Below are 17,114 nucleotides of genomic sequence, written 5' to 3'. Positions count from 1 at the left end.
ATCAGTATCCTGCCTTTTTCGAAACTATCATTTCATCCGCATGATCATCGTCGGTGGGGTCGCTCTGCCATGCGGGCATCAAAATACGGAAAGTGGTCTTGCGCGGCACGGAATCGCATTCGATCACGCCGCCGTGGTCGCCGACGATCTTGGCAACGAGCGCCAGACCAAGGCCCGAACCGTTCGGCTTGGTCGTCACGAACGGATCGAACAGATGCGGCATGATATCGGGCGAGACGCCAGCCCCGGTATCCTGCACGCAGAACTCCAGCGGCAGTGAAACGCGGTTGCGAATTCCTGGAATGGACAGGCGAATACCCGGACGGAACGCTGTCGACAGGGCGATTTCGCCCGGTTCGTTCGAACCGATGGATTCAGCTGCATTCTTCACCAGATTGAGAAAGACCTGAACCAGTTGGTCGCGGTTGGCGAAGACATAAGGCAGTGACGGATCATAGTCTTCATGGAATTTGATGTGGCTGCCGAAACCGTTCTTGGCAATGGCTTTGACATGGTCAAGCACCACGTGAATGTTCACCGCCTCACGCTCAATCGGGCGTTCATCTGAAAACACTTCCATGCGATCGACAAGCGAGACGATCCGGTCGGTTTCATCGGTGATCAGCCGTGTCAGCGCACGGTCATCATCATTCAGTCCGCCTTCCAGAAGTTGTGCCGCACCGCGAATGCCCGAAAGCGGGTTCTTGATTTCATGCGCCAGCATGGATGCAAGTCCGGTGACTGAGCGCGCCGCGCCGCGATGCGTCATCTGCCGATCTAGCTTTTCTGCCATGGACCGTTCTTTGAACAGGATAACGATAGAGCCCGGCGCCTCGCTGACCGGCGTGACATAGAGATCGACGACACGGTCCTGGCCTAAACGTGGCGATGACACATCGACGCGATATTCATTGACCGGCGACGGGCTTTCCCGCACCTGCTTGACCAATGCCAGCAGCGGACTGCCGAAGGGCAGCAGCATTTCCAGCGTATTGCGGCTCAAAATGCTGGCACTGGAACGGAAAAAAGCTTCCGCATCGGCATTGGCATATGAGATGTGGCCGCTTTCATCGAGCATGATTACCGGATGACGGATCGCGTTGAGCACGATCCCTGCCAGCTTATCGCCTATCGCAACATTGTCTGCCGCTGTCATTATGCAACCTTCTTCATGTCATGTTCGTCCGGCCGCGACAGTGCGGCATGCAAGCGTTCTGCCACCAGATGCGGATTGGTTTCGGTCATGATCGATATGCGTTCCGCTGTGCTGATATCGATACCGTGCTTTTCCAGATACCAGCCGAGATGTTTGCGCGAATGGCGAATGCCGGTCTGCTCGCCGTAGTGGGCGAGCATCGCTTCGTAATGCGCCACGGCGTAATCAGCAATCATGCTTTGGTTGATGCCATTGCGGTTGCCATGCACAATCATTCCGGGGAGCCAGGGCTGGCCGTAGGAGCCGCGCCCCACCATGACAGCGTCGGCGCCCGATGCTTCCAGAATACCTGCGGCGTCGGCTCGGTTCAAAACGTCGCCATTAGCAACAAGCGGGATCGATACGGCCTGCTTGACGGCCCGAATGGCACGCCAGTCGGCTTTACCCTCATAGAACTGGCAGCGGGTGCGCCCATGCACGGTGACCATCTGAACACCAGCCTGTTCAGCGCGCGAGGCGAGTTCCGGCGCATTGATTGTATCGTTATCCCAGCCGAGCCGCATTTTCAGCGTCACGGGAATTTTTACCGCAGCAATTGTCGCTTCGATCAGCGTCAGGGCATGATCGAGATCACGCATCAGCGCCGAACCGGAAAAGCCGCCCGTTACCTTCTTGGCCGGACACCCCATATTGATATCGATGATATGCGCGCCCTCGCCCTCGGCAATGCGGGCTGCTTCCGCCATCCATTTGGTTTCGCGACCGGCGATCTGCACCACATGGGTGCCCAAACCATCACCCCGCAGCCGCAAGAGATTGCCGCGTTCGCGGGTGCACAGTTCGGCGCTGGCAACCATCTCGGACACAACCATACCCGCTCCGGCCTTCCACGCCAGCTGGCGGAACGGCAGGTCGGAAACCCCGGACATCGGTGCAAGGAACACCCGGTTGCGCAAGGTCACGCCGCCTATCTCGAGTGGGTCATTCAGATCAGTCACGTCGCTATTGCCTGTTTCGTATGCAATTTTCCAATCGCCTATCCTTTAGACAGGAACACCCGACTAGGCAAGGCAAAGAGCGCTCTTCAATGACGAGATTTCGTTTAAACCTCTGGTCTTTCGCTTCGGCAACAGGTAACGCAGTTCGGAGTTACGGAGAGAAGTGTGGCGGCAAGTACAGACGACAAGCAGATGCGGGTAGCAGCCGTCATTGTGGCGGCTGGTCGCGGCGAGCGCGCGGGCCAAAGCGTTGAAGGACCAAAGCAATATCGCAAGATCGGCGGTGAAGCGGTTCTGGCGCATACGCTGCGCGCTTTTCTGGGTTGTCCGTTCATCAATCATGTCGTTGTTGTCATTCACAAGGAAGACGAAGGCCTGTTCGCGCAAGCCGCCGGAGACTATGCGGCGCAGGTAACCTGCGTCACCGGTGGCCCTACCCGGCAGGAATCAACCCGCCTTGGGTTGCTCGCGCTGAAAGACCAGGCACCTGATCACGTGCTGATCCATGACGGCGTGCGCCCCTTCATTGCAGCCGACCTGCTGGAGCGGGTGATCTTTAACCTGACGCCGCATATCGGCGTGCTGCCGGTTCTTGCGGTTTCCGACACACTGAAAGCAGCCGGCCACGATGCCATGGTCAGCGCAACAATACCGCGCGCCGGTCTCTATGCCGCGCAGACGCCGCAGGCTTTCCCCTATGGTCCGATCATGGCGGCGCATGATGCTGCCTTCGCCATTGGACGTTCTGATTTCACCGATGATTCTGCCATCGCCGAATGGCAGGGTCTACCGGTCCGTATTGTCGAAGGTTCTGCTGACAATACAAAACTCACCTGGGCAAAGGATATCGATATGGCTGATGACCGCCTGTCCGAAAGACATGCCGCCTTTCCTGATGTGCGCACCGGCAACGGTTATGATGTGCATTCCTTCGAACCCGGCAATGGCGTGACGCTGGCCGGGGTTTTCATCAAGCATGACCGCAAGCTCAACGGCCATTCTGATGCGGATGTAGCGTTGCACGCGCTGACCGATGCGCTGCTCGCCACGCGCGGTGCAGGCGATATCGGCACGCATTTCCCGCCCTCTGATCCTCAATGGAAGGGCGCGGCCTCGCATATTTTCGTGGAGCACGCGGTGAAGATCGTCAAGGCAGCGGGCGGGCGGATCGCCAATGCGGATATTACATTGATCTGCGAGGAGCCCAAGGTTGGGCCGCACCGCGAGGCGATGACGGCGGCCCTATCAAAAATGCTCGGCATTACGCCTGACCGGGTTTCGATCAAGGCAACCACCAACGAAAAAATGGGTTTCATCGGCCGCAAGGAAGGTATCGCTGCCATCGCGACGGCGTCGGTGATCTATCCCGGCGGACTGCCGGAATGAGCGGGCTCATTGCCGAAGCAAAGGCCCTTGCGGTTCTTGAGGCCTGCCGCGCTAGAGGTATTCTGTTGGCAACAGCTGAATCCTGCACCGGCGGCCTTATTGCAGCCTCGCTGACGGACATTGCCGGATCGTCCGACGTGGTTGATCGCGGCTTCGTTACCTATTCCAACGAGGCCAAACATGAGATGCTCGGCGTTCCCTCGGAACTGATCGCGGCGCATGGTGCGGTGTCGGAGCAAGTAGCACTTGCCATGGCAACTGGCGTGCTGAACCACTCCCGCGCGGGGATTGCCGTATCAGTCACCGGCGTTGCTGGTCCCGGCGGCGGCTCGAAGGAAAAGCCGGTTGGTCTTGTCTGGTTCGGTGTCGCTCTTAAAGGACAGGCACCGGTCGCGGTCCGCCACGTCTTTGCCGACAATGGCCGCGCTGGCATTCGCCATGCGGCGGTAAATACTGCGCTTGATCTGGTGTTGAAGGCTCTGGTTTAAGCCTTGCGCACCGGCAGCGCCATGCCGATGGATGCAGGCGTCACTGGCTCGAAACCATATTTGGCATAAAGATATTGTGCCGGACCATCGGCGATCAGGCTGATATAAGCACCGGCCGGTGTCTCTGTTTTCACATAATCCACGAGCGCGGCCATGATCATCTTGCCCAAACCTTTGCCCTGATGAGCGGGATCAACAGCAATGTCGACAATCTGGTAAAAACAGCCGCCATCGCCAACAATGCGGCCCATGCCGACAGTTTCATCCTGAAAATGAATGGTCACGGCGAAGAGCGTATTCGGTAGTCCGCGCAGTGCCGCTTCCTCGCTTTTCGGGCTCATACCGGCAATCAACCGCAGCCGCCGGTAATCCTCGACGGTCGGAGTTTCAATGTGGAGCTGATAGTCGGGGTTTTCGTGTTGCATGATCAGCCAGCTCCAAGAGAATCTGTGGTTGTTAGGTAGCATCACTATTGTGCGTGGTTCGACAAGCTCACCATGAGGGAGAGGGTTTGATTGCAAAGTTGATCGAAACCGCTGCAGAATATGGCTCCTTGCAATCCTCCATCTCCCTCATGGTGAGCTTGTCGAACCACGCACAACGCCTATGCTGGCAATGAACCCACACATCCACGAGATAGATTGTTTATTTAATTAGCCAACAAAAGAACGCAAAAACCTGCCCTCAGCCATTCCGCCCATAAATCTGATCGGCGCGTTTTTCGAACGCTTCGGTAAACCTCCGGAAGGCAATATCAAACATCGATCCCATCAAAAAACCAAGTGTGCGGCTTTTGAATTCATAGTCGATATGGAATTTCACTTCGGAATGTTCCGGATTGGCGGACGGGACAAATTGCCATTTGTTGTCGAGATAGCAGAAGGGGCCGTCGATATATTTGGTCTCGATAATTCCCTCGTCGGGCTTGAGCAAAACCTGACTGGTGAATGTCTCACGGATCAGCTTGTAGCCAACCGTCATGTCCGCGATCAGCAAGGTCTTGCCGTCACGTTCCTTGCGGGAGCGCACTTTCAGGCTCTCACACATGGGCAGAAATTGCGGATAGCTTTCCACATCAGCGACCAGATCAAACATCTGCTCGGCCCGATGCACCACGGGGCGTGTCGTATCAAATTTCGGCATCAGCTGCGATTTGCGTGCAACGCCTCGCGTGCAGCTTTCAGCTTGGCAAAATCATCCCCCGCATGATGTGACGAGCGGGTCAGCGGGCTTGAGGCAACCACAAGGAAACCCTTGGTCTTGGCAATCGTCGCATAGGACTTGAACTCATCCGGCGTCACATAATTGAGAACCGGGTGATGCTTGCGCGTCGGCTGCAGATATTGGCCGATGGTCATGAAATCCACGTTGGCGGAACGCAGATCATCCATCAGCTGCAACACTTCATTGCGCTCTTCGCCGAGGCCAACCATGATGCCGGACTTTGTGAAAATGGTCGGATCGATTTCCTTGACCCGCTGCAACAGGCGGATGGAGTGGAAATAACGGGCACCCGGACGCACCTTCAGATAGTTTGACGGCACTGTTTCGAGATTGTGGTTGAACACGTCAGGACGCGCAGCAACGACGATCTCGAGAGCGCCATCCTTGCGCAGAAAATCTGGCGTCAGGATTTCAATCGTGGTGCCGGGTGAAATCTCGCGGATTGCGTTGATCACATCGGCAAAATGCTGGGCGCCGCCATCGGGAAGATCGTCACGATCAACCGAAGTGATGACAACGTGGGTCAGGCCCATCTTCTTGACAGCCTTGCCGACATTCTCGGGTTCGTTCGGATCAAGCGCAGTTGGCAGGCCTGTCGCTACGTTGCAGAATGCGCAGGCACGGGTGCAGATTTCGCCCATGATCATGAATGTGGCGTGCTTCTTGTCCCAGCACTCGCCGATATTCGGGCAGCCGGCCTCTTCACACACCGTCACCAGGTTATGCGAGCGCACGATATCGCGCGTTTCGGAATAACCCTTCGAAACAGGCGCCTTGACGCGGATCCAGTCCGGCTTCTTCAGAATCTCCGAATCCGGGCGATGCGCCTTTTCCGGGTGCCTGACGCGCTGCTTTTGGTCGATCGTATCGAGAACCGTTACCATCAAAGACTTCCTAGTTTAATTCGAGGACCTGGCTTTGCCGAAGACCCACAGAATGACAATTGCGCCTGCAGTCGCAACAATCAGATTTCCAAAAAAGCCGTAGAAGTTGAAATTCAACAATCCGGCAAGTGTACCGCCAACGAAAGAGCCGGCAATACCGACGAGAATGTTGGTGAACAGGCCATGGCTGCGGCTCATCGCTTTTTCAGCGATATAACCGGCGATGAAACCGATCAGCAGCATACCGAAGAAACCGACACCGGGCATGCTCATGATACCGACTGGCTGATCCATATGTCCTCTCTATCGTCCTGACGCAATTGCAATGGCACGAAACACCAGAGCGCATATAACACCAAAAAGGAAACCACCCAACCCGCAGGCAAGGGTCACGCTCCAGACACCGCTCCATCCGGCAATGGCAGTGCCATTGATGGATATGGTGTTGCCCGAAAGCATACTCAAGGCCGATGGCACAAACCCCAGCAGCAGGCCAATCAATGTTGACCATTTGAGGATCGCCCATGACAGGCGTATCCAGGGTTTGCCGTCCTTGATCGTGACCAACGGGCCGGGAATCCTTTCCAGTTAAACCAAATAGCACTGCCCTTATCTCCCCCCTTGTGGGGGAGAAAGGATTTTCTTGGATTTAGCCTCTTCGCTAAATGCTTAGAAAATCCCAGAGAGGGGAAATAACAGACGTTTCCAATCCCCTCACTTGCGATTTCTCTCCCGCAAGTGGAGAGATAACCAGAATCAGGCGTTCAACACACGCCCATAGGCATCCAGCACGCTTTCCTTCATCGTTTCCGAGATGGTCGGATGCGGGAAGATCGTGTGCATCAGCTCTTCTTCTGTGGTCTCAAGATTCATGGCGACAACAAACCCCTGAATGAGTTCGGTCACTTCCGCGCCGACAAGATGCGCGCCGACAAGCTGGCCGGTCTTCTTGTCGAAAATGGTCTTGACCATGCCCTGATCTTCACCAAGCGCAATGGCCTTGCCATTGGCCACGAACGGAAAGCGGCCGACGCGAATGTCATAACCTTCAGCCTTCGCCTTGGCCTCGGTCAAGCCAACCGATGCGACCTGCGGGTTGCAATAGGTACAGCCAGGAATCTTGGCCTTGTCCATAGGATGCACATTCGGCAGTCCGGCGATCTTTTCCACGCAGATGACAGCTTCATGCTCGGCCTTGTGCGCCAGCATGGGTGGACCGGCAACGTCGCCAATGGCATAGATACCGGGCACATTGGTCTTGCCGCAGCCGTCGATGACGATGCAGCCGCGATCGGTCTTGATGCCAAGTGCTTCCAAACCGATGTTTTCAATATTGCCCTGAACGCCAACGGCGGAAACCATACGGTCGGCAGTGATCTTCTCGATCTTGCCATCCTTCTTTTCCACATGCGCGGTGATGGAATTGGCCGCCTTTTCAACCTTGGTGACCTTGGCGTCGAGGATGATTTTCATACCCTGCTTTTCGAACTGCTTGCGGGCGAAGTTGGAAATCTCGGTGTCCTCAACAGGCATGACCTGCGACATCACTTCCACAACCGTCACATCAACACCCATTGTCCGGTAGAACGAAGCGAATTCGATGCCGATGGCGCCGGAGCCCATGACGAGCAGCGATTTTGGCATTTCTTCCGGCTTCATCGCCTCAAAATAGGTCCAGATCAACTTGCCATCGGGCTCGATGCCCGGCAATGCACGTGGACGCGCACCGGTGGCAATGATGATGTGCTTGGCCGTGTAGGTGCCCTCGCCCAATGTGTTCTTGGGCAGCGGCGCCTGCGGTTCCATTGGTTTCTTCGTGGTCTTGGCAACAACGATCTCGCCCGGCTTGGTCAGCTTGGCTTCGCCCCAGATTACGTCAACCTTGTTCTTCTTCATCAGGAAGCCAACGCCGCCATTCATCCGCTCGGCAATGCCGCGCGAGCGCGCAACAACCGCTTTCAAATCAGCTGTCACGGTGCCTTCGATCTTCAGACCATAATTTTTCGCATGTTCGGCATAATGAAAAATCTCAGCGGAGCGCAGCAGCGCCTTGGTCGGTATGCAGCCCCAGTTGGAGCAAATACCGGCAAGATGCTCGCGCTCGACGATTGCGGTCTTCAATCCCAGCTGTGCGGAACGGATGGCGGCGATATAGCCGCCCGGGCCGGAACCGATGATGATCACGTCGTAATTATTGGCCAAGTCTCGGTCCTCCTAAGACTGAACTAAATATCGAGTATGCCTCGAACGAGTGGTGCAACGGCCTTGCCGATTGCCCGTGTGTTGTTTGCATCCAGATGCACACCATCAACGGATGATGTCTTTGCCACCGATCCCGCATCGAAAAATTCGCAATCGGCCTGTTTGGCAGCATCTTCATAAAAAGCGGCCAGAAGGCGTGATTGTTCGATACCTTGCTCGAACACCAGCCGGAATTCCGGCCCGTCCGTCTCGCCAAGAGATGGCGGCGACATGATCAGGATCTTTGGCGGTGTCACGCTCTGCTGATACGGTGCAGTGCGGACAATTTCGATCAGCCGTTGCATACCGCGCTTGGTGCCAAGCGCATTGCCGCAGATAAAGGTCTTCATGTCGTTGGTACCGAGCATGATGATGACCAGATCGAGCGGAAAATGCGTGCCAAGCGCTGTGGTCAACGTTTTGGATGCATTGCGCTCGAAGCCGGACAGATGGTCATCGAACGCGGTCGTGCGTCCATTCAGGCCATCGGCAACAACGTGAACGCCATTGCCGAGTTCAGCCTGAAGCACTTGCGGCCAGCGGTCTGCAAGGGCATGACGCCCTGACCCGTCAGGCTTGTAGCCCCAGGTCAGAGAATCGCCATAGCAGAGCACCGTTTTCATTGTCGGCCTCAGACCAGCATGCCCATCGGATTTTCGATGTGACGCTTGAAGGCCTGAGCAAGCTCGGCACCCAAGGCTCCATCGACTGCCCGGTGATCGGTCGAGAGCGTCACGGACATGACCGTGGCAACCTTGATCTCGCCCTTCTTGACGACTGCGCGTTCTTCACCCGCACCGATTGCCAGAATGGTGGCATGCGGCGGGTTGATGATGGCGGCGAAATCCTTGACGCCGAACATGCCGAGGTTGGAAACCGCTGTGGTTCCGCCCTGATACTCTTCAGGCTTCAACTTGCGGTCACGGGCGCGCTTGGCCAGATCTTTCATCTCGTTGGAGATGGTCGACAAGGTTTTTTCTTCAGCCTTGCGGATGATCGGAGTGATCAGGCCGCCGGGGATCGACACGGCAACGCCCACATCAGAGTGCTTATGCTTGACCATGTTGGCTTCTGTCCAGGATACATTGGCATCCGGAACATCACGCAGGGCCAGAGCCATTGCCTTGATGATCATGTCATTGACCGACAGCTTGTAGGCTGGAACATCGCCCTTCTCTGTCTTGCGCATTGGCGAAGCTGCATTGATCTGGGCCCGCAACGCGAGAAGCGCGTCCAGTTCGCAATCAACCGTGAGGTAGAAATGCGGAACGGTGGATTTGGCTTCCAGCAGACGCTTGGCAATGGTCTTGCGCATACCGTCATGCGGCACGAGCTCATACGAACCCTGCTCGAACAGCTTGAGCACAGTGTCGTCGGACATGGGCTTGGGAGCCGACGCCGGTGCAGATGTACTCGCCGCTGCGGCAGGCGTTGCTTCCTTCGCACCACCACCTGAGATTGCGGCCTCGACATCCTTCTTGATCACGCGACCATGCGGGCCGGAGCCTGTTACACCAGACAGATCAATACCGGCGTCCTTGGCAATGCGACGGGCAAGCGGCGACGAGAATGGACGGTCGCCTGATTGCGCAGGCGCTGCGGCTGGCGTTACCGCTGGAGCAGGAGCAGCTTCCGGCTTCTTCTCTTCCTTGGGTGCGTCGGCCTTTGGGGCTTCAGCTGTGGCAGCGGCAGGCGCTGCTTCAGCTTTCGCCGGTGCGGCATCGCCGCCACCCTTGGCGGCAGCACCAACATCTTCGCCCTCAGCCGCCAGAATGGCGATCAGGGCGTTGACCTTGACGCCTTCCGTACCTGCCGGAACCACGATCTTGGCGACAGTGCCTTCATCGACTGCTTCGACTTCCATCGTTGCCTTGTCGGTTTCGATCTCGGCGATCACATCGCCGGGACCAACCTTATCGCCTTCCTTGACGAGCCATTTGGCAAGATTGCCCTCTTCCATCGTGGGAGAAAGCGCCGGCATGGTGATATTGATCGGCATATCGATTTCCTCCCCTTTACGCTGTGTATGTCACAGCTTTGACGGCCTCGACGATTTCAGCAACGTTCGGCAGCGCCAGCTTTTCCAGATTGGCAGCGTAAGGCATGGGAACGTCCTTGCCGGCAATCGTCAGGATCGGCGCATCGAGATAATCGAAGGCCTGCTGCATGACGCGGGTGGCAATTTCCGTACCGACCGAAGACTGTGGGTAGCCTTCCTCGATGGTGACGCAGCGGCCGGTCTTTTTGACTGATTCCACAACAGTCGGAATATCCATCGGGCGGATCGTACGCAGATCGATGATTTCTGCATCGATACCGAGCTTGGCAAGTTCTATCTCGGCCTTGACCGTGTAGTTCATGCCAATGCCGAACGAGACGAGCGTAACGTCCTTGCCCTTCTTGTGGATACGAGCCTTGCCGATCGGCAGCACGAAATCATCCAGCTTCGGCACATCGAAAGAATGACCGTAGAGGATTTCGTTTTCAAGGAAGATGACCGGGTTCGGATCGCGGATCGCAGCTTTCAGCAAGCCCTTCGCGTCGGCAGCCGTGTAAGGCATGACGACCTTGAGGCCCGGAATGTGGCTGTACCATGCGGCGTAGCACTGGGAGTGCTGTGCAGCAACGCGGGCAGCGGCGCCGCTTGGGCCGCGGAACACCATCGGTGCACCCATCTGGCCGCCAGACATATACAATGTCTTGGCTGCTGAATTGATGATCTGGTCGATCGCCTGCATGGCGAAGTTGAAGGTCATGAATTCCACGATCGGGCGCAGACCGGTCATTGCAGCACCTACACCAACACCGGCAAAACCGTGTTCGGTGATGGGCGTATCAACAACGCGCTTGGGCCCGAATTCGTCGAGCAACCCTTGCGTGATCTTGTAGGCGCCCTGATATTCCGCAACTTCTTCACCCATGATGAAGACGTTGGGGTCGCGGCGCATTTCTTCCGCCATGGCGTCGCGCAAGGCTTCACGCACGGTGGTTGAGACCATTTCAGTGCCAGCCGGAATATCGGGATCGGCAGCAATTTCGGCCTTTGGTGCAGCTGGAACAGATGCTGGCTTTTCAGCTGGCGCTTCCGCCTCCTGCTTTGGCGCTTCTTCCGCCTTGGCAGGCGCTTCTGCAGCGGCAGCTTTCGGTGCGCTGGCGGCGTCGGCACTTTCGCCTTCACCCAGGAGAACAGCGATAACGGTGTTCACCTTCACGTTGTCAGTACCTTCGGCAACAAGAATCTTGCCGATTGTGCCTTCATCGACAGCTTCCACTTCCATCGTCGCCTTATCGGTTTCGATTTCTGCGAGAACGTCGCCGGAAGTGACCTTGTCACCTTCCTTTTTCAGCCATTTTGACAGTTTGCCCTCTTCCATGGTCGGCGAGAGCGCTGGCATCAGAATATCTACAGGCATGATCGCGCCTCCCTTAGAGCAGAATGTCGGTGTAAAGCTCGGATGCATCCGGCTCCGGATCGGACTGGGCGAAATCCGCTGCATCAGCAACGATATCGCGCACATCCTTGTCGATCTTCTTGAGGTCGTCCTCAGTGGACCAGCTCTTTTCGATCAACCGGTTTTTCACCTGCTCAATAGGATCGTGGTCGGAGCGCATTTTCTGCACTTCGTCTTTCGAACGGTACTTGGCCGGATCCGACATGGAGTGACCGCGATACCGGTAGGTCTGCATTTCCAGAATCATCGGGCCCTTGCCGGAACGTGCCCATGCGGTGGCTTCTTCGCCTGCAGCCTGAACCGCACGCACATCCATGCCGTCAACCTGCATGCCTGGAATATTGAAGGAAATACCGCGACGGGAGAAATCGGTTTCGGCCGAAGCGCGGGAAACCGAGGTGCCCATGGCATAACGGTTGTTTTCAATGATGTAGATGACCGGCAACTTCCACAGCGCCGCCATATTGAAGCTTTCGTAGACCTGGCCCTGATTGGCCGCGCCGTCACCGAAATATGCGAGGGATACATTGCCGTTTTCGCGGTAGCGATTGGCAAAAGCGAGGCCCGTACCGAGCGAAACCTGCGCACCGACGATGCCGTGACCGCCGTAGAAATGCTTCTCTTTCGAGAACATGTGCATGGAGCCGCCCTTGCCTTTGGAAAGGCCGCCGCGGCGTCCGGTCAATTCAGCCATCACACCCCGGGCACTCATGCCGCAGGCCAGCATGTGGCCGTGATCGCGATAACCGGTGATGACCTGATCGCCTTCAATCAGCGCGGCCTGCATTCCGGTAACAACAGCTTCCTGACCGATATAGAGATGGCAGAAACCGCCGATGAAACCCATACCGTAGAGCTGACCGGCTTTTTCTTCGAAACGCCGGATCAGCAGCATCTCGCGGTAGGCTTCGAGCTCTTGCTCTTTGGTGAACTGGATTGGTTTTGGTGCTTTGACAGCAGAGGTCTGCGCGGGACGCGCAGGGCTTTTTTTCGCCCTCGTAGCCATATCTCACTCCCTGTTATTTTGTCGGGCGAGAATAGCAGCGAAAGCAGAACTTACAATATGCAGAATTGAATAAGAGCTATGCAAATAAGACGTTCAAAATGCACAACAAAACGTCAATTAACTGGAATTCAGTTAATAGCTAAATCACCGGAGCCACGCATAATTGTGACTTCGTCCGGCCGGGAAACGTTCAACGCTTTGCGGGCTTGTTCATCCAGCATATCCCGCTCAATTGTCCCATCATGCATAAGTTGGACCTCCCGTTCAAGCTCCGTGCGCGAAGCCTTCACTGCATCGAGCTGCGCACGCAACAATTGAGTCTGCTCCTGCAGCTTGATCGAGGAATAGAGACCGTATTCGCCGTGGTAAGCGTGGAAGCCGAAATAGGCGAAAAACATAGCGGAAAGGATCGGCACAACAAGCCGGCCGCGATTGGTTTTTCGTCTTTGTTTTGTCCACATGGCAATGACCCGAGGCAAACAGAGATCAGGTCAGAATGGCCCGATTAGTCACTACGCTATAAAACAATGTTTTGCTTAACAGCCGATTAAATTCGCAGGTTTCAGTCCATGGCTTCGTGCCGTTGAAAACAAAATGGCGGGCACAAGGCCCGCCATCGTTGCATTCTATTGCGCCTATCACAGGCTGCGGAAAATACCGCGGCCGGCATAACGAGCCTGCGGTCCAAGCTCTTCTTCGATACGGATCAGCTGATTGTACTTTGCGATCCGGTCCGAGCGCGAGAGCGAGCCGGTCTTGATCTGTCCGCAATTGGTGGCGACGGCGAGATCGGCGATTGTTGAATCTTCCGTTTCGCCCGAACGGTGCGACATGACAGAGGTGTAGCCAGCGCGATGCGCCGTATCGACCGCGTCAAAGGTTTCTGACAGCGTGCCGATCTGGTTGACCTTGACGAGGATCGAGTTACCGACACCCATCTTGATGCCATCGCGCAGGCGGGCAGAGTTGGTGACAAACAGATCATCGCCGACGAGCTGGCACTTGTCGCCGATGAGGTCCGTCAGGTATTTCCAGCCTTCCCAATCGTCTTCAGCCATACCGTCTTCGATGCTGATGATCGGATAATCGGCAGCAAGCTTGGCCAGATATTTTGCCTGAGTCTTTGGATCGCGGCTCTTCTTCTCGCCCTCATAGACGTAGTTGCCGTCCTTGAAGAATTCGGTTGCAGCGCAATCAAGACCAATGGCGATTTCTTCGCCTGGCTTGAAACCGGCCTTTTCAATCGACTCGAGGATGAAATCCAGTGCAGCCGGTGCTGTCTTCAGGTTCGGGGCGAAACCGCCCTCATCGCCCACATTGGTGTTGTGACCGGCATCCTTCAGACGCTTCTTCAGTGTATGGAACACTTCCGCTCCATAACGCACGGCTTCAGCCAGTGACGATGCGCCAACGGGCAGAATCATGAATTCCTGAAAATCGATCGGATTGTCCGCATGAGCGCCGCCGTTGATGATATTCATCATCGGCACAGGCAGCACATGGGCGTTTGGTCCGCCAAGATAACGATAGAGTGGCAGGCCGGATGCTTCAGCAGCAGCCTTGGCAACGGCCAACGAAACACCGAGAATGGCGTTGGCGCCGAGACGGCTCTTGTTGGGTGTGCCGTCGAGATCGATCATCGTCTTGTCTATGTGGATCTGGTTTTCGGCTTCAAGACCGCCGATAGCATCGAACAGCTCGCCATTGACAGCATCAACAGCCTTCAAAACACCCTTGCCGAGATAGCGTGTGCCGCCATCGCGCAATTCAACAGCCTCATGTGCACCAGTCGATGCGCCGGAGGGTACCGCAGCGCGGCCCATGGAGCCGTCTTCGAGAATGACATCGACCTCAACAGTCGGGTTCCCGCGACTATCCAGAATTTCACGGCCAATAATATCGACAATAGCAGTCATAAGGCTTTTCCTTCAATTTGCATTGGGCAACATTCGCCACTGGAATAGCGAATGAAGATGACAAGGAAAATCCCCATAAGGACGAATTGTTGGTCAAAACAGAAAAAAGCCGTCAGAGACGGCCATTTTTCGTATGAAGCCGTCAGGCCGCCTTAAAATACGAGAACGAAAGATCGCGTGCTTTGCGCCCGTCATTCTCCGTCAGCTCCGAAATCGTGTGCACCGGAGCCTGCTCCAGCTGCGAACGGGTGAACGGAACGACGTAGCCGCTGCTATCCTTGTTATAGTCGAGCATCGACCATGGAACCGCATGATATTTTTCGCCGATCCCGAGGAAACCGCCGAAGCCGACAACGGCAAACATGATGCCGTCCGCAGACTTATCGAGCATGACGTCTTCGATTTCGCCGATCTTTTCACCGCCGGTATTGTAGACGTTGGTGCCGATAACCCGCGATGCGCGGATCGCTTTTGTATGACCGGAATTGGTTGGCATTTGCTCACTCCTTTTCTGTTGTCACTGAAAGGGAAATGGGCAAAGCCACTCAAAGTTGCATAAAAATTTCGAGTTTTTCTGTAGAACCTTTGCTCACACTCAGACCGATTTGGCGATCCGGTCGAATTCCAGCAGCTTTTCCAGAAGCCGCGGCATCTGATCAAGCGGCACCATGTTCGGGCCATCCGACGGTGCATTGTCCGGATCCTGGTGCGTCTCGATGAACACACCAGCAACGCCAACGGCAACCGCCGCGCGCGACAATGTTTCAACGAATTCGCGCTGTCCGCCGGTTGAGCCACCCTGTCCGCCCGGCTGCTGCACCGAATGGGTTGCGTCGAAAATCACCGGCGCACCAAAGCCCGCCATGATCGGCAGCGAACGCATATCCGAAACAAGCGTATTGTAGCCGAAAGATGCACCGCGCTCGGTCACCATCACATTCGGATTACCGCTTTCGGTCACCTTGGCGATGACATTCTTCATGTCCCAAGGCGCAAGAAACTGACCTTTCTTGATATTGACCACCTTGCCGGTGTTGGCGGCAGCGATCAACAGATCAGTCTGGCGGCAAAGGAATGCCGGGATCTGCAGGACATCAACAACCTCGCCCAAAATCGTGCATTGTTCTTCGGTGTGCACGTCGGTCAGGGTCGGCAGACCAAATTCCTTGCGGATATCGGCAAACACCGGCAGCGAATTTTCCAGACCAAAACCGCGTTTGCCAGTCAGCGATGTGCGGTTGGCCTTGTCAAAACTGGATTTGTAGACAAGCCCGATGCCAAGCTTCCCGGTCATTTCCTTCAATGCGCCTGCCATATCAAAGGCATGCTGGCGGCTTTCCATCTGGCATGGTCCGGCAATCAGCGAAAACTGCGCTGTGTTGGAAAAGGCGACAGAGCCGGCGGAAACGGTGGAATTCAATGCAGACATCAGGAAGCCTCGAATACGATGGCCGCACCCTGTCCTGGTGCCTTATGCACTATCAGGCGGGAGCCGCGCTTTTCGGTGGAGATATTGTTGTTGGCAAGCAAAGTTTCAACCGCAGCCAGATCGGACACGCCAAGCACAAAGGCTTGCAGACGCAAACCGCGCTCGCTCTCCGGCGCGTCCATCCCAAAGAATGAGCGCAGGCCCGCCGGGGTCAGCACGGTAATATTCGCATTGGCCGCCCGCAAATCCATGCCGAAGGAATGAGCATTCACATCGCGCTGGTTGATAACTTCCTGCAAGGGATACTGAAAATCCGTGGGATTGATCTCGGACAACACGAGTTCACGCAAACCGGTCACACCGTTTTTGTGCGTTTGCAACTTGGTGCGATCGACATTGGGTGTGTTCACACGCTGGACCGTAAAGAAAAACGCGTCCGGTGCGCGCAAATCAGCCGCAAAGGCCAGCCGAAAACTTGCTATGTCCTGCGTGCCATCGGGCAGAGCAAAAGGCCGGGAGAACTCCAGCATCTTTCCAGCTGAGATGCCCGAGGCGACAAAACTCTCGTGATCCGCCTTGGCGTCCTCTGTTCCCATGACAAAGGCCGAAAAGCCCTCCTGCCCGTTGCGGAAACGGTAGGCCTGGTCCCGCGCAACAAACACATTGCCGTTTCTGGCTTCCGTCTCGCAGGTCTCTCGCTGAGCGATGGCCAACGGTTCGAGATAGGTATTGTCGCTGAAGAACACACAGGCATTTTCGGTGCCGAAGGGATGCTGAGCCGATAGCGCCACGGTAAAACCAAGCGCTTCCAGACGCTGCCGCGCCGTCTCAAGCTTTACGGTTGGCAGAACCAGATGATCAACGGGACGGGGCGTGCGTGGGGTTGTTGTGGTCATGGGGAAAGGGTGTGCCTTAAAGAGCAATGCAATTCAAG

The 17,114-nt window shown here is 56.0% G+C and carries 19 protein-coding genes; 2 read left to right on the top strand and 17 right to left on the bottom strand.

All coding sequences use genetic code 11. From position 1 onward, the window contains the following. Position 1: 1 nt before the first annotated feature. Positions 2 to 1,156: a nitrogen regulation protein NR(II) gene (locus HB779_RS13650; RefSeq protein ID WP_188342908.1), complete on the bottom strand. Its 1,155-nt coding sequence runs from the start codon at positions 1,154 to 1,156 to the stop codon at positions 2 to 4. Continuing rightward, a complete protein-coding gene (gene dusB / locus HB779_RS13645) occupies positions 1,156 to 2,154 on the bottom strand; it encodes a tRNA dihydrouridine synthase DusB (RefSeq protein ID WP_188342907.1) in 999 nt (332 codons plus the stop codon). The genes HB779_RS13650 and dusB overlap by 1 nt, the downstream gene beginning before the upstream one ends. Before the next feature lie 192 nt (positions 2,155 to 2,346). Between dusB and HB779_RS13640 the strand changes: the two genes are divergently transcribed. Beyond that, the gene (locus HB779_RS13640; RefSeq protein ID WP_188345924.1) at positions 2,347 to 3,540 is read left to right on the top strand and encodes a bifunctional 2-C-methyl-D-erythritol 4-phosphate cytidylyltransferase/2-C-methyl-D-erythritol 2,4-cyclodiphosphate synthase; all 1,194 of its coding nucleotides are present in this window, start codon (positions 2,347 to 2,349) and stop codon (positions 3,538 to 3,540) included. After that, positions 3,537 to 4,028, top strand: coding sequence for a CinA family protein (locus HB779_RS13635; RefSeq protein ID WP_188342906.1), 492 nt, complete (start codon positions 3,537 to 3,539; stop codon positions 4,026 to 4,028). Before HB779_RS13640 ends, HB779_RS13635 begins: the two co-directional genes overlap by 4 nt. On the opposite strand, the gene HB779_RS13630 is transcribed toward HB779_RS13635, so the two are convergent. The 15 genes from HB779_RS13630 to HB779_RS13560 form a co-directional block, all read right to left on the bottom strand. Further along, positions 4,025 to 4,453 carry a GNAT family N-acetyltransferase gene (locus HB779_RS13630; protein ID WP_188342905.1) on the bottom strand — a complete coding sequence of 143 codons (429 nt, stop codon included), beginning with the start codon at positions 4,451 to 4,453 and terminating at the stop codon, positions 4,025 to 4,027. The genes HB779_RS13635 and HB779_RS13630 overlap by 4 nt on opposite strands. A 259-nt stretch (positions 4,454 to 4,712) precedes the next feature. After that, on the bottom strand, positions 4,713 to 5,171 hold the full coding sequence (locus HB779_RS13625; protein WP_188342904.1) for a type II toxin-antitoxin system RatA family toxin: 459 nt from the start codon (positions 5,169 to 5,171) through the stop codon (positions 4,713 to 4,715). After that, complete coding sequence (gene lipA / locus HB779_RS13620) at positions 5,171 to 6,136, bottom strand: lipoyl synthase (RefSeq protein WP_188342903.1); 966 nt, start codon at positions 6,134 to 6,136, stop codon at positions 5,171 to 5,173. The genes HB779_RS13625 and lipA overlap by 1 nt, the downstream gene beginning before the upstream one ends. A gap of 15 nt (positions 6,137 to 6,151) precedes the next feature. Continuing rightward, on the bottom strand, positions 6,152 to 6,430 hold the full coding sequence (locus HB779_RS13615; RefSeq protein WP_188342902.1) for a GlsB/YeaQ/YmgE family stress response membrane protein: 279 nt from the start codon (positions 6,428 to 6,430) through the stop codon (positions 6,152 to 6,154). A gap of 9 nt (positions 6,431 to 6,439) precedes the next feature. Further along, positions 6,440 to 6,703 carry a hypothetical protein gene (locus tag HB779_RS13610; protein WP_371823853.1) on the bottom strand — a complete coding sequence of 88 codons (264 nt, stop codon included), beginning with the start codon at positions 6,701 to 6,703 and terminating at the stop codon, positions 6,440 to 6,442. A 189-nt stretch (positions 6,704 to 6,892) separates the two neighbouring features. Beyond that, positions 6,893 to 8,338: a dihydrolipoyl dehydrogenase gene (gene lpdA, locus HB779_RS13605; RefSeq protein ID WP_188342901.1), complete on the bottom strand. Its 1,446-nt coding sequence runs from the start codon at positions 8,336 to 8,338 to the stop codon at positions 6,893 to 6,895. A gap of 23 nt (positions 8,339 to 8,361) precedes the next feature. Further along, positions 8,362 to 9,000 (bottom strand): SGNH/GDSL hydrolase family protein, encoded by a 639-nt coding sequence (locus HB779_RS13600; RefSeq protein ID WP_188342900.1) that lies wholly within the window; start codon positions 8,998 to 9,000, stop codon positions 8,362 to 8,364. 8 nt (positions 9,001 to 9,008) lie between these two features. Next, the gene (locus tag HB779_RS13595; protein WP_188342899.1) at positions 9,009 to 10,376 is read right to left on the bottom strand and encodes a pyruvate dehydrogenase complex dihydrolipoamide acetyltransferase; all 1,368 of its coding nucleotides are present in this window, start codon (positions 10,374 to 10,376) and stop codon (positions 9,009 to 9,011) included. 16 nt (positions 10,377 to 10,392) lie between these two features. Beyond that, positions 10,393 to 11,790 carry a pyruvate dehydrogenase complex E1 component subunit beta gene (locus tag HB779_RS13590; protein ID WP_188342898.1) on the bottom strand — a complete coding sequence of 466 codons (1,398 nt, stop codon included), beginning with the start codon at positions 11,788 to 11,790 and terminating at the stop codon, positions 10,393 to 10,395. Positions 11,791 to 11,803: 13 nt separating this feature from the next. Further along, on the bottom strand, positions 11,804 to 12,835 hold the full coding sequence (gene pdhA / locus HB779_RS13585) for a pyruvate dehydrogenase (acetyl-transferring) E1 component subunit alpha (protein ID WP_188342897.1): 1,032 nt from the start codon (positions 12,833 to 12,835) through the stop codon (positions 11,804 to 11,806). Positions 12,836 to 12,963: 128 nt separating this feature from the next. Beyond that, complete coding sequence (locus HB779_RS13580) at positions 12,964 to 13,296, bottom strand: septum formation initiator family protein (RefSeq protein WP_188342896.1); 333 nt, start codon at positions 13,294 to 13,296, stop codon at positions 12,964 to 12,966. Positions 13,297 to 13,473: 177 nt separating this feature from the next. Further along, positions 13,474 to 14,751, bottom strand: coding sequence for a phosphopyruvate hydratase (eno, locus tag HB779_RS13575; protein WP_188342895.1), 1,278 nt, complete (start codon positions 14,749 to 14,751; stop codon positions 13,474 to 13,476). 142 nt (positions 14,752 to 14,893) lie between these two features. After that, complete coding sequence (locus HB779_RS13570) at positions 14,894 to 15,247, bottom strand: PRC-barrel domain-containing protein (protein WP_188342894.1); 354 nt, start codon at positions 15,245 to 15,247, stop codon at positions 14,894 to 14,896. Between the two features lie 99 nt (positions 15,248 to 15,346). Beyond that, on the bottom strand, positions 15,347 to 16,180 hold the full coding sequence (kdsA, locus tag HB779_RS13565) for a 3-deoxy-8-phosphooctulonate synthase (protein WP_188342893.1): 834 nt from the start codon (positions 16,178 to 16,180) through the stop codon (positions 15,347 to 15,349). Continuing rightward, positions 16,180 to 17,076 carry a VOC family protein gene (locus HB779_RS13560; protein WP_188342892.1) on the bottom strand — a complete coding sequence of 299 codons (897 nt, stop codon included), beginning with the start codon at positions 17,074 to 17,076 and terminating at the stop codon, positions 16,180 to 16,182. The genes kdsA and HB779_RS13560 overlap by 1 nt, the downstream gene beginning before the upstream one ends. Between the last annotated feature and the right edge of the window lie 38 nt (positions 17,077 to 17,114).

Source organism: Phyllobacterium sp. 628, from assembly GCF_014189505.1.
GTDB lineage: Bacteria > Pseudomonadota > Alphaproteobacteria > Rhizobiales > Rhizobiaceae > Phyllobacterium.
This window is presented reverse-complemented; position numbering and strand designations above follow the sequence as displayed.

What these genes read in the sequence shown, in the direction of transcription:
- HB779_RS13590 (WP_188342898.1), bottom strand. Translation starts at nt 11,790, where the DNA reads ATGCCTGTAGATATTCTGATGCCAGCGCTCTCGCCGACCATGGAAGAG.
- HB779_RS13640 (WP_188345924.1), top strand. Translation starts at nt 2,347, where the DNA reads ATGCGGGTAGCAGCCGTCATTGTGGCGGCTGGTCGCGGCGAGCGCGCG.
- HB779_RS13650 (WP_188342908.1), bottom strand. Translation starts at nt 1,156, where the DNA reads ATGACAGCGGCAGACAATGTTGCGATAGGCGATAAGCTGGCAGGGATC.
- HB779_RS13560 (WP_188342892.1), bottom strand. Translation starts at nt 17,076, where the DNA reads ATGACCACAACAACCCCACGCACGCCCCGTCCCGTTGATCATCTGGTT.
- HB779_RS13570 (WP_188342894.1), bottom strand. Translation starts at nt 15,247, where the DNA reads ATGCCAACCAATTCCGGTCATACAAAAGCGATCCGCGCATCGCGGGTT.
- kdsA (WP_188342893.1), bottom strand. Translation starts at nt 16,180, where the DNA reads ATGTCTGCATTGAATTCCACCGTTTCCGCCGGCTCTGTCGCCTTTTCC.
- pdhA (WP_188342897.1), bottom strand. Translation starts at nt 12,835, where the DNA reads ATGGCTACGAGGGCGAAAAAAAGCCCTGCGCGTCCCGCGCAGACCTCT.
- HB779_RS13595 (WP_188342899.1), bottom strand. Translation starts at nt 10,376, where the DNA reads ATGCCGATCAATATCACCATGCCGGCGCTTTCTCCCACGATGGAAGAG.
- HB779_RS13630 (WP_188342905.1), bottom strand. Translation starts at nt 4,453, where the DNA reads ATGCAACACGAAAACCCCGACTATCAGCTCCACATTGAAACTCCGACC.
- eno (WP_188342895.1), bottom strand. Translation starts at nt 14,751, where the DNA reads ATGACTGCTATTGTCGATATTATTGGCCGTGAAATTCTGGATAGTCGC.
- HB779_RS13625 (WP_188342904.1), bottom strand. Translation starts at nt 5,171, where the DNA reads ATGCCGAAATTTGATACGACACGCCCCGTGGTGCATCGGGCCGAGCAG.
- HB779_RS13635 (WP_188342906.1), top strand. Translation starts at nt 3,537, where the DNA reads ATGAGCGGGCTCATTGCCGAAGCAAAGGCCCTTGCGGTTCTTGAGGCC.
- HB779_RS13615 (WP_188342902.1), bottom strand. Translation starts at nt 6,430, where the DNA reads ATGGATCAGCCAGTCGGTATCATGAGCATGCCCGGTGTCGGTTTCTTC.
- lipA (WP_188342903.1), bottom strand. Translation starts at nt 6,136, where the DNA reads ATGGTAACGGTTCTCGATACGATCGACCAAAAGCAGCGCGTCAGGCAC.
- HB779_RS13600 (WP_188342900.1), bottom strand. Translation starts at nt 9,000, where the DNA reads ATGAAAACGGTGCTCTGCTATGGCGATTCTCTGACCTGGGGCTACAAG.
- HB779_RS13580 (WP_188342896.1), bottom strand. Translation starts at nt 13,296, where the DNA reads ATGTGGACAAAACAAAGACGAAAAACCAATCGCGGCCGGCTTGTTGTG.